At 65.2% G+C, this 11263-nt stretch carries 12 protein-coding genes; 6 read left to right on the top strand and 6 right to left on the bottom strand.

Features of this window, described 5'->3' with window-relative positions; translation table 11 throughout:
* The first annotated feature begins 478 nt into the window (after positions 1-478).
* Positions 479-1813: an HNH endonuclease signature motif containing protein gene (locus tag BST13_RS26110; RefSeq protein ID WP_083167038.1), complete on the top strand. Its 1335-nt coding sequence runs from the start codon at positions 479-481 to the stop codon at positions 1811-1813.
* A 102-nt stretch (positions 1814-1915) separates the two neighbouring features.
* Here the strand turns inward: BST13_RS26110 and BST13_RS26105 are convergent, their stop codons facing one another.
* The 5 genes from BST13_RS26105 to BST13_RS26085 are packed head-to-tail and all read right to left on the bottom strand — an operon-like array spanning position 1916 to position 5714.
* Positions 1916-2680 (bottom strand): amino acid ABC transporter ATP-binding protein, encoded by a 765-nt coding sequence (locus BST13_RS26105; protein ID WP_083167036.1) that lies wholly within the window; start codon positions 2678-2680, stop codon positions 1916-1918.
* A 2-nt stretch (positions 2681-2682) separates the two neighbouring features.
* Positions 2683-3327, bottom strand: a complete 645-nt coding sequence (locus BST13_RS26100; protein WP_083167033.1) for an amino acid ABC transporter permease — start codon at positions 3325-3327, stop codon at positions 2683-2685.
* A complete protein-coding gene (locus BST13_RS26095) occupies positions 3324-4037 on the bottom strand; it encodes an amino acid ABC transporter permease (RefSeq protein WP_095533711.1) in 714 nt (237 codons plus the stop codon). Before BST13_RS26095 ends, BST13_RS26100 begins: the two co-directional genes overlap by 4 nt.
* Positions 4038-4056: 19 nt before the next feature.
* Positions 4057-4893 carry an ABC transporter substrate-binding protein gene (locus BST13_RS26090; protein ID WP_083167031.1) on the bottom strand — a complete coding sequence of 279 codons (837 nt, stop codon included), beginning with the start codon at positions 4891-4893 and terminating at the stop codon, positions 4057-4059.
* A 44-nt stretch (positions 4894-4937) separates the two neighbouring features.
* Positions 4938-5714: an IclR family transcriptional regulator gene (locus BST13_RS26085; RefSeq protein ID WP_158087195.1), complete on the bottom strand. Its 777-nt coding sequence runs from the start codon at positions 5712-5714 to the stop codon at positions 4938-4940.
* Between the two features lie 152 nt (positions 5715-5866).
* Here BST13_RS26085 and BST13_RS26080 point away from each other — a divergent pair, with 152 nt between their 5' ends.
* Positions 5867-6565, top strand: coding sequence for a hypothetical protein (locus BST13_RS26080; protein ID WP_142282837.1), 699 nt, complete (start codon positions 5867-5869; stop codon positions 6563-6565).
* Here the strand turns inward: BST13_RS26080 and BST13_RS26075 are convergent, their stop codons facing one another.
* Positions 6566-8131, bottom strand: a complete 1566-nt coding sequence (locus BST13_RS26075; protein ID WP_083167023.1) for a hypothetical protein — start codon at positions 8129-8131, stop codon at positions 6566-6568. It abuts the gene before it with no gap.
* Positions 8132-8151: 20 nt separating this feature from the next.
* Between BST13_RS26075 and BST13_RS26070 the strand changes: the two genes are divergently transcribed.
* The 4 genes from BST13_RS26070 to BST13_RS26055 all read left to right on the top strand — a co-directional run bounded on the left by BST13_RS26070 (position 8152) and on the right by BST13_RS26055 (position 11258).
* Positions 8152-8355, top strand: a complete 204-nt coding sequence (locus tag BST13_RS26070; RefSeq protein WP_142282836.1) for a hypothetical protein — start codon at positions 8152-8154, stop codon at positions 8353-8355.
* Between the two features lie 2 nt (positions 8356-8357).
* The gene (locus BST13_RS26065) at positions 8358-9845 is read left to right on the top strand and encodes a peptidoglycan DD-metalloendopeptidase family protein (RefSeq protein WP_083167018.1); all 1488 of its coding nucleotides are present in this window, start codon (positions 8358-8360) and stop codon (positions 9843-9845) included.
* A 71-nt stretch (positions 9846-9916) separates the two neighbouring features.
* The gene (locus tag BST13_RS26060) at positions 9917-10336 is read left to right on the top strand and encodes a hypothetical protein (protein WP_083167015.1); all 420 of its coding nucleotides are present in this window, start codon (positions 9917-9919) and stop codon (positions 10334-10336) included.
* A 40-nt stretch (positions 10337-10376) separates the two neighbouring features.
* Positions 10377-11258 carry an RsiV family protein gene (locus BST13_RS26055; RefSeq protein ID WP_158087194.1) on the top strand — a complete coding sequence of 294 codons (882 nt, stop codon included), beginning with the start codon at positions 10377-10379 and terminating at the stop codon, positions 11256-11258.
* The last annotated feature ends 5 nt before the right edge of the window (positions 11259-11263 follow it).

Below are 11263 nucleotides of genomic sequence, written 5' to 3'. Positions count from 1 at the left end.
GCACCCCCGCCGAAGAACTCGACCGACTACTCTCAGACCCATCCACATTCGTTGCAGCCACCGCTTGAATCCAAGCGGCGATTTCACGACCCTGGCGTCAATCTCGGTGTCGAGGGACCCGTCGGCCATAAGACCACGCGGTCGGACATGCGGCGGGCGAATCCCATCTGGTGGGTCTGCGGAGGTCGCACAGTTCATGAACGACGCCGACGACTACGAGACCAGAACCGGCACCGCGTCATCGACATCAATTCGAAAATGTGTTCGACAAATCGCAGCCGGGGGTGTACTGTAGAACATAAGTTCGAAGAGAAGTTCTCTCCCCGAAAGGGCGCGTGAGAGCTTCGCCCGCGCCACGTCACTGCCGGCTCGGCGGGTTCCTGGGACGCTCGGGAACCGGTCGGAGCTGATTTGGTTGTTCGACCCGTCACGCGTGCTCTGCATGTGTGCACTCGTCGTGAAAGCTTGGGTACCTGTTATGGATGCCGCCCATTTCGACATCTTTATCAATGCGTTGATCGATGAGCTCACCCCGTCGCCTGCACCCGAGGATGACGTTGTGCGCACGTTGTTTCACCTTTTGGACAGTCCACGCCGGGTGGTTGACGACGGGCGGCTGCTGGCTGTGCTGGCCGCCGCGGTCAGGTTGGGCAACGTGTGCGACTACGTGATCGCCCAAGCGGTCGCCGCCGCTGAGCGTGCCGGGATCCCGACGCGCAAGCGTCTGCGTTCGGGGGCGCAGTTGCTGACCGCGCTCGGGGTGGCCCCCGCGGCGGCGTATCAAGCCGCCCGGGTGGGGCGCGCCGCGTACACCCTGCCCGCGCTGACCCGGCAGCATCGCCTCGGGGCACTCGGGATCGAGTTCGTGGATGCGGTCGGTAAGGGTGTCGCTCGGGTGGGCGCCCGAGTGGAGTTGTCCGACGGGGAGCGGGCACAAGTGGTGCGCACGTTGATGATTCAGACCACTCCGTCGGGGGTGAGCAAGAAGGCCCGGGAGGTCGCGATCGCGCAAACCGCAGCCCAATCATCCCAAGGTGAGGAGGTGGTGCCGGTCGCGGACAACGCTGACCTCAACGAGATGACCTTGTACCAGAACGACGAAGGGAGGGTCGCGGCGACCCTGGATCTGGATGCGCTCACCGGGGAAGAACTGTTCGCCGCATTGGATCCGTTGTGCCGGCCGGTCCCGCTGCCGGACGGGTCACCTGATCCCCGCTCGACGGACAAACGTCGCGCCGATGCGTTCGGGCAGTTGGTGCGCACCTACCTGTCCGGTTCCGGGCGTCCCACCTCCGGTGGTGTATTGCCGCATGTCACCCTGATTCGTCCCGCGACCGCCGCGATGGAGGCCGGTGAGGAGCAGGGTGTGGACATGCTCGGGTTCACCGGGCCGATCAGCACTGTTACCGCCGAACTCGTCTCGTGTGACAGCACGATGGGCACCGTCCTGGTTGACCAGGACGGTGCACCGCTGGATGTGGGGCGCAGTGAGCGGCTGTTCCCACCGCACATCCGCAAAGCCTTGGGGATACGCGACCGCGGATGCGCGTTTCCGGGCTGCGGCAGACCCGTGTCCTGGTGCGATGCCCACCATATAAACCCGTGGGGCACAGGCGGATCCACGTGTGTCGACAACGGCGTGCTGTTCTGCCGCTGTCACCACACCATGATCCACCACAGCGGCTGGCAGGTCTATCTCGGTCCCGATCGCCATCCTTGGTTCATCCCCCCGTATGACCGGACCGGACCCGAACCGCCACACCTGCGCTCGCATGCACGACGCACCCTGACCTCGATGCCCACCGCCGCGTAGCCAAGCTCTCGAACGTACCTTGACAACTCCATAGTGAAAGCCCCGGACACGTGGCGGGTATCGGCGGACGCAGAGCCGCCGGACCTGCCACAACAAACCCCGCTACGCCTCGGCGATACGACTCAGGAACTGGATGGTCCTGGGGTGTTGCGGGTTTCCGAAGAGCTCTTCGGGTACACCCTGCTCGGCGATGACCCCGTCGGCCATGAAGACCACACGGTCGGCGGTGCGTCGGGCAAAGCCCATCTCGTGGGTCACCACCACCATGGTCATGCCGTCGGCGGCCAGGCTGCGCATGACGTTGGTGACCTCGCCGACCAGTTCGGGGTCGAGCGCCGAGGTGGCCTCGTCGAAGAAGATGATGCGCGGATTGACCGCAAGCGCGCGGGCGATCGCCACGCGTTGCTGCTGGCCGCCGGAGAGTTGGCTCGGATAGTGGTGTGCGCGTTCATCCATGCCGACCCGGGCCAGCACCTCCATGCCCTTGGTGTTGGCCTGCTCTTTGGACATCTTGTACACCTTGCGCAGCGCCAGCGTGACGTTGCCGATGGCGTCGAGGTGGGGAAACAGGTTGAACTGCTGGAACACCATGCCGACGTGCCCGCGGATCTCCGGGGCACGTTTGGGGTCGTGCATGGGTACTCCACCGACCACGACCTCGCCGGTGGTTGCCGTTTCCAGACCGCTCATGATGCGCAGCAGTGTGCTCTTGCCCGAGCCGGATGCGCCGATGAGGACGACGACCTCGCCGTCGGCGACGTCGAGCGTGATGTCGCGCAGCACTTGCAGGTCACCGAAACTCTTGGTGACACTGGACAACTGGATGTTGCGGCCGATCGTGTTGTCGGTCAGCGTCGAGGTTGTCATGTCTAGATGGCCTTTCGTTGGGTCCGGGTGACCCACACCGACAGCGGGTAGCACACGATGAAGTAGAAGACGGCGACCGCGAGGTAGATCGACACCGGGTCGCTGGTGCGGTCGACGATGGACTGGCCGACTTTCATCATCTCCGCCAGCCCGATGATGGACGCGATGGAGGTGTCCTTGATCAGCGAAATGTACTGGCCGACCATGGGCGGGAGCACGATCTTGACGGTCTGCGGCAGGACCACCCACCGGAACGTCTGGGCCGGTTTGAGGCCCAGGATCTGGGCGGCTTCGTGTTGGCCGACCGGCACGGCCTCGATCCCGGAGCGGATGATCTCGGCCACGAAGGCGCTGTGGTACACGCTGAGCCCCACCGCAGCGGCCACGAACAGATTGACGCTGTAGCCGAGATACAGTGCAGCCCCGAAGTATACGAACAGTAGGGTGATGGGGATGGGCGAGCCGCGGAAAATCTCGACGTAGCCGCGCGCGACGATGGGTAGCACCGGCAGCCGCGAGGTTCGTACCGCCGCCACGGCCAGGCCCAGCAGCGTCGAGCCCGCGATCGACACCGCTGCGAGGGCCAGTGTGATGAGGAACCCTGACCACAGGAACGGCAGACTGTGCCAGATCAGACCGAGGTTCATGGCCGTGCCCCGATCAGCCGAAGCGCCCGCCGTTTACGCGCACCACTGGGTGCGGGGGCCTTGAAGCCCAACCGTTCGATGAGCGTCGCCACCGCTGACAGTCCATAGCTCAGCACCAGATACAGCGCCACCGCTATGCCGAAGACCTGAACGAACAACAGGGTGCGGGCGTTGACGACCGTCGCGACACCGGTGATCTCGGGCACGGCGATGGTCGACAGCAGTGACGTGCCGAGCAGTACCTGGATGAGGTTGTTCACCAGCGCCGGGTACACGTTGCGGAGTGCTTGCGGGGCAACGATGTTCAGCAGCACCGTCGGCGTCGACAACCCGAGGATCTGCGCGGCCTCCAGCTGTCCCTTGCCCACCGATGACATGCCGGCACGCAACACCTCGGTCAGATAGGCGCCCACGTTGATGCCCAGCGCGATGGTGCCTGCCGTCACCGCCGAGAGCCGGATGCCGAAGCTCGGCATCGCGAAGTAGACGATGAAGATCTGCAGCAGGACCGGCGTGTTTCGGATCGCCTCGACGTAGCAGGTCGCAACGAACCGCAACAGCTTCGAGGAGGAGTTGCGGGCCAGGGCCGCCACCGCGGCAATCACGAACGCCAGGATGAACCCGGCGATGGTGATCTCCAACGCGAGTACCGCGGCGTGCAGATAGTCGGGCCAGAAAGCCAGAACCGTCCGCCATTGATATTCGATCATTGTTCTCCGACCGCCGATCTCAGAATGCCGGTTGCAGCGGGAAGCGTGGGTCGGCGCCGAACCACTTGCGGTACAGCTCGAGGTTCTTGCCCGACGTGTTCAGCTCGAACAGGAACAGGTTCAGGTAGTCGACCCACACCTGATCGCCCTGCTTGACGCCAAAGGCGTTGTATTCCAGGGGAACCAGCTTGCTGGTGACCACGGTCAGGCCTGGATTGAGCTTGGCTTGGTATTGCAGGAAGTTGGAGTCCTCCACCATCGCGTCGGCCTGCCCCTGCTTGACGGCCAGTACCGCAGCCTGCGAGCTGTCGAACTCGGCGACATTGACGTCGATACCTCGCTCCCGCAGAACGTCGGCGTTGGTGCTGCCCTTGACCACGGCGATGGTGCGGCCCTTCATGTCCTCCAGGGAGTTGACGCCGTTTCCGGTCCGCACCAGCAGACCCTCGGTGGCCACAACATAGGGGTTGGTGAAAGAGATCTCCTTGGCCCGGTCCAGCGTCCGCGTGAAGTTGCAGAACACGACGTCGACCTTGTTGGTCTGCAGATTGGGGATGCGGTTCGACGAGGTGGTGTCGACGACCTCAAGCTTGACGCCCATGTCCTTGGCCAGTTCGTTGGCGATGTCGACGTCGTAGCCGTCTGGCTTGCCGTCGGAGTTGGTGAAGCCGAACGGCGTGAACGACAGGCACGACGCCACCTTCAAGGTGCCTGCAGCCAGCACATGTTTGAGCGTCGAGTCGGCGGCTGCCGCGCCACCGCCTGCCGGCATCGGGGTGCAGGCTGCTGCCGCGGGAATGACTGCCGCGGCAGCGCATAACGCGACGACCTTGCGCAGTGAACGTGTGAGCTTCATGGATGTCTTTCTGTGCGGGGTGGATTGGCGGGGGAGGGAGGTGGTCAGGAGCTCCGGTCACCTCCCCGGTACCCGAGTTGGGCGGATATGCGTCGTGCACCGTCGACGACGAGGGCGGTGTAGGCGTCGCGGTTGTTCCAGACCGCCTCGGCGGGTCCCGATACGCTGACGGCTGCTGCGACACCCCCGGTGTGGTTGAACACCGGGGCTGCGACGCAACGGATTCCGTCCTCGTTCTCCAGATCGTCGTAGGCGTAGCCCTGTTTGCGGACGACGGCAAGATGGTCGCGCAGCTGCTGGCCGTCGGTGATGGTCGACGGGGTCTTGGCAGGCATACCGAGTTCGATGACGTGCCGCACCTCGTCCTCGTCGAGATACGCCAGCATTGCTTTTCCACTGGCCGTTGAGTAGGCCGTGCCGGTGTCGCCGATGCGCGAAGCCATCTGAATCGGGGACTTGCCGGTGACCTTGTCGACGTAGGTCACCCGACCCTCGCTGTAGACGAGGAGATGAGCGGCGTGACCGGTGGCGTCGGCCAATTCGCGCAGCACGGGCTGGGCGGCGGTCCGGATGTCGAGATCGGCGAGATAGGCGCCGGCCAGGCTGAGGACGCCCATGCCGATCCGGTAGGTGCCGTCGGCATCCTGGCGGACCAGTTGGGTCTCCACCAGCGGCGCCAGCAGTCGCAGCACGGTGCTCTTCGTCGACTCGATGCCGGTGGCCAGCTCAGTGAGGCTGGCCCCCTGGTCGCGGCCCGCGGTGGCCGCCACCAGATCGAGCAGGCTCAGGGCCCGTCGTAGTGACGAAGAGTTGTTGCGCATCCGGCATCCGTTCTGCATTGCAAAATATGATTCTGTATTGCAAAATGGTATGCCATCGCGAGGCCTGTGCGCCAGACCACACCCGGAACTTTTTCGCACGCGGGCCACGTCGGCATCTGGACACGGCGCCGCGGGGAGCGTCCACTGGACCGATGAGGCGCAATCGACGGGTAGCCGCGGTGGGCCGGCAACGGGCGACCCGCGCGGTGTCCAGCAAGCGCGACATCCAACCGTGGCGGATGGCGCCGTCGCCGACGCTCCTCATCCGGGCGCCTGCGTGTACCCGGGCCGGGCTCGTGACCGACCTGCAGCGCGCGGCCGGCAACGCGGCAGTGTGCCGACTGCTCACAGAACCGCACCGGCCGAGCCCGAGCGTGCACGGTGGCGGGCCCAATGTGTCGCTACACGGAGATACCACCGCCGAATATGACGGCGGCATCTCGAAATGGGCGCCGAAGTCGGTCAAACGCGCCACCGGATGCACCGAATGCCTCGACGACGATCCATGTGTGCACGCCGTCGGAACGTTCAGCGTGGCGTATCACGCCAACGTGACGATCACGATGCCCGACGTTCCCGACGGCCTGACCGAATGCCAACAGCGCAGGGTCCGGGCATTTCTCCGCGACGTGCTGGCCCCGCATGAGCGCGAGCACGCTCGGCGCTTCCACACTTACGACGGAACCACCACGCACCGCGTCGATTTCACCGGGTGCGGGATGAGCGCACTTCAGGAACATCTCCAGTCGATCCATGACAACGAAGAGGCGACGCGACACTCAGCGGCCGATTCCCATTCGGCCGCAATCGATCCCTTCAACCGCCCGATCGATCTCGACTGTCAGGACTGACTACCGCATCGGTCGAATAAGGCACATCGTCGGCACACCCGTCAGGCATGGATCTGGCCCGGTATCGGACTGAATGATCGGTCTCATACGGACGTCGCGGCCAGGTGGGACGACAATTTGACGCCAGCCCCCGACGGTCGGTGCGAAATGGACGACCGGCCCCGACCCCGCAGGCACACATTTGCCATTCGAGCCATCGGGGTTACCGGAGTAAATCCAGGGTTGCGGGCACGAGCAGAATGGCCCGAATGCGCCACCGGTCGAACACGTGTATGCCGGTGCGTTTGCCGGTTGCTCGATAACCACCGGCGGACACGTCTGACCGTTGGGTACCGAGGTGCCGTTGGGACAATTCACCGGCGGGCAGGTCTGCCCGTTGGGTACCGAGGTGCCGTCGGGGCATTTGACCGGCGCGCACGTCTGGCCGGCGGGCGCTGTCGAACCGTCCGCACACTTGACCGGAGGCGGCGGGCACGTGGTGGGGGCGTAGACGGTGCTGCCGTCGCTGCAGGTGGTCGGTGACGGGCATGTGGTCGGTGGATACACCGTGCTCCCGTTGCCGCACGTGGTCGGTGACGGGCACGTGGTGGGGGCGTAGACGGTGCTGCCGTTGCCGCAGGTGGTCGGTGACGGACAAGTGGTCGGCGAGTACACCGTGCTGCCATCGCCGCACGTGGTGGGCGGCGGGCAAGTCTGGGTGCCCGTCACGGAGGTGCCTCCCGGGCATTGCTTGGTTACCGGTGTGGGGCACGTTTGCTCAGCGGGAACCGTTGTGCCATCCGGGCATTCCTTGGGTGGCTGCGATGTCGTGCCAGGGTTGGTCGGGCAGGCCTGGTCGGCCGGAATCGTGCTGCCATCGGGGCACTGGTGGGTCGTCTTCGTGGTCGTCGTGCCTGGCCCCGTGACCGGTGTCGGGCAGGTCTGATCGGGCGGCACCGCGGTGCCGTCAGGGCACTGGATGGGCGGCGGGGGATTGGGCGCGCACGGTCCGTTCGGCGCAGGCTGATGAGACTGGCCCTGCGGGCAGTCAGGCGTGCGGAACTGGTTCGTCTTGAAGAAATTGATGGTCTCGACGCGCCAGCCCTGAGGGTTCTTTTTGGCGACAACGCTTTCGATGAGCATCGGATCCGTCTCGAGCACCTGGCCGTCTGGCGTTTTGACGGTCTGCGTCAGCAGGACGGCGCGTTCCACCGTGTCGGGTTGATCGGCCGGATGTTCGCCCGCCACCAGCAGTGCGGTGGCACTGACCTCGGCGCGCTTGGCCTTCCACTCCTGCCACCAGACACTGTTACCGCGGTCGATCGTGTTGTCTTTGCCGTCCTGCAACTTCTGGCCGAGATAGGGCAGTGCCCGCACGTAGGCGTCGCGCGGTGAGGCGTCGCGGGCTGGATACCAAGTGAACATCGTCTGCAGGCCCTTGACGATCGCGTCTTGCGCCTCGGGCGGTGCCGGCTCGTCGGAATCAGATCCGATCGGTTTGGCTCCGTTGCCCCCGCAGCCGCCGACCACGAACATGATCGCAGCCAACAGCGCGACGAGGGCGCCGACGACGCGTCGCTCTCCCATGCCAACTCCTCGAGCCGGGTATGCGTACGGCCCCTTCATTGTTCGTGCTGCAGGTGGACACCGCGACGGCCATCGGTGCGATGGTCCTGCGCCGGTGGGGCAGTTCTGAGGGACCGAACGGGCACACCGCAGGCTCGGGTCGTGACGAACTGCTGATCGTGGCGCGACACTGCACAGTGCGGGCACTCGCTTGCGCTGAACTCGTTGACACGACGAAAGATTGACCATGACGGGCCTGTTCACGATCCCGAGGCGCGCGGTTCTGGTCGCGCTGTGCGTGAGCGTCGTCGCGGTACTGGTGACCCCGGCGAACCCGGCGTGGGCGGCTGATGCGTGCGCGGCCAGCGGCAAGCCGGTGGCCGACGGAACCTACACCGAGACATCAGGTTTCGGTCCCCGTGGCAACAGTATGCACCAGGGGATCGACCTGGCCGGCAGTGTCGGAACCAACATCTTTGCGGCGATGGACGGCACCGTCTCCGCAGCGGGCCCGGCCAGCGGCTTCGGACAATGGATCGTGATCGACTCGCAAACCCGCACCGGCCTGGTGTCAACCGTATACGGGCACATGTTCCCCGACGGAGTCCTGGTACGTCAGGGTCAGTCGGTGCGGGAAGGTGAGCACATCGCCAACATCGGCAACAACGGGCAATCCACCGGTCCACATCTGCATTTCGAGTACTGGGAGGGCGGCCGGCTCACCCATGGGCACGCCATCGACCCGTCGTTCATCCTGAACAGCCCTCCACCGCCGACGAATCCGTCCACCGGTCAACAAGCCTCGGCTGCTGCCAACTGCCAGACCGGTGTCGTACTCAAACCGGGATTGGTGCCACCGGTATTCGTGCCCTGGATCGTCAAGGCCGGCGCGATGTGCGAAGGCATCAAAGCGCCGATCCTCGCCGCGCAACTGGAGGCGGAGAACGGATTCCGCTACGGCCCGAGCGCCCCCGTCTCTTCGACGGGGGCCCAGGGTCCCGCGCAGTTCATGCCTGCGACGTGGCAGACGTGGGGCAAGGACTACGACAACAGCGGCCCTCCGCCCGACGTGAACAGCATTCCCGACGCCGTGATGTCGCAGGGCGCGCTGATGTGTGAGAACTACCGGGAATGCGCCGCGGGAATCGCCAACGGATCCATCGCGGGTGATCCGGTCGCGTTGGCACTGGCCTCGTACAACGCCGGGTTCGGCGCGGTGCAGCGGGCCGGGGGCATGCCCTCCGGGGGCGACTACACCACGCAGACCCAGCCGTATGTGGCCAAGATCATGCAGCGCGCCAAGGCATTCGAAGGCACCCCGGGTCTCGGGGGATTGCCGGCGCAGACGGTGTCGATCTCGGGCGGCCCGACCACCACGGTCGATGCGGCCACTCAGTTCAAGGGCAAGAAGTGGGTGTGGGGCGGCGGCAGTGTCGACGGGCCCACCAACGATGGATTCGACAGCAGCGGGCTGACCTACTACGCGGTGGCGCACGGCTCCGGCGGGAAGCAGGTACTGCCCCGCACCGCCGATGAGCAGTGGAGCGTCGGAAACGAGATACCGCTGACGCAGGTCCAGCCGGGCGACCTGGTCTTCAGCGGGTGGGATCAGCACGGCCGACCGTCGCATGTCGGTATCGCCATAGGCAATGGCCAGATGATCCACGCGGATCCCGCTCGCGGTGTCGTGGTGGCCGATTTCTATCCTGAGTCCAAGGCGCGGCGACTGTCATGAGAACCGTTGTCTCCCTGGTGGTTTGCCTGGTCATCGTAGTCATGGCCCCGGTCACGGGGTGTCGGTCAGATGTGGCACCGATCAGCACCGCTGCGGAGGCCGACCTCAGTAACCCGGACACCGTCATCTCCAACGCGCTCACCACGATGTTCACCTGGGACCCGACCAAGGACGCGTCCCCGGACGTGGCCTATCAGCGCGCTGCCGTGTACATGTCCGGCGACCTTGCCGGCCAGGGCGGGCAGTCGACGCCCGGCCCCGGTTCGCAGTGGAAACAATGGGCTGCCGACGGTGCCGCGATCACGGCGAAGGTGTACTTTCTCGGCGACGAAACCCCGCCGAACTCCGACACTCTCATGCACCGGGTGGTCGTGGTCGCGCAGACCGTCGCAACGTCGGACAATCGGCTCATCGACCAGATCAGGCACACCGCGTGGGTTACCGCCACCAAGACGAACAACGAATGGCGCGTGACGAGTATCCAGTTCTGACGGAGGGTGACCCGTAATGTTCAGCGGTGGAAGGATCTTGGTGGCGGCTGTGGGCGCCATCGTGCTCATTGTCGTGGCCGTCTACGCGGTGCGCTCGGTGTGGTGGGATCCAGCCAGCAAGACCACGTCACTGACCCAACTTCCTTCGGCGACCACCACGGCGAGCGCCGCTGCCACCACGGCGATGAGCACGGCCGACGCATCCGCCGGCACCCAAGGCACACCGGGCGGCGGTGGCGGACCCGACGGTACCGACAACGGGTCCTCCACCACGGCGAGCACGACGACCACCACAACGACGACTTCCAGCGCGGCTACCACACCGTTCACCGCCAAGACCGACAAGGTCAACACGTTCCTCGGCACGACCTACGCCAACGTTTCGCTCCCGCAGGTCGACGGCGGCGATTCGGCCGTGGCCGGTGTGTTCAACGACGAGATGCACAAAGTCCTGCAGAGCCAAGCTGATTCACTGACTGGCGGCCGGCTGGAAGACCGGCCCGGTAGCGGGGTGCGGATCGGTCAGCGCGTGCTGAGTGGGTTGTTGCGCACCGCGGCGGTCGACACCACCAAGGCCACATCTCGACCGTTGGTCGGCACGGTTGTGGTGGACGCCCAGAGCGGCAGCGTCATCACATTGTCATCGCTGTTCAACGACCTCAATTCGGGTCTCAAGCTCCTGGTGCAAGAGTCCAAGAAGCTCGGTCCGTCCAGTACCGCGGGCGCCAATTTCGACGGAACCAAGCTGCAGGCGACCGAGCAGACATTCGACCACTGGACCGCCGAGACCGCGGGCCTGCATGTGTTCTTCGATCAGGGCACCGTGGCCCCGAGCAGCTCAGGGATCGTCGACATCACCATCCCGTGGAGCGATCTGGGCGATGCCATGAAATCCGGTGTACAGCAGATCGTTTCCAGCTGACGCCG

Source organism: Mycobacterium aquaticum (assembly GCF_002086485.1).
Lineage (GTDB): Bacteria > Actinomycetota > Actinomycetes > Mycobacteriales > Mycobacteriaceae > Mycobacterium > Mycobacterium aquaticum.
Note: the sequence above shows the minus strand (reverse complement) of the source record. Positions and strands in the feature narration are given on the sequence as shown.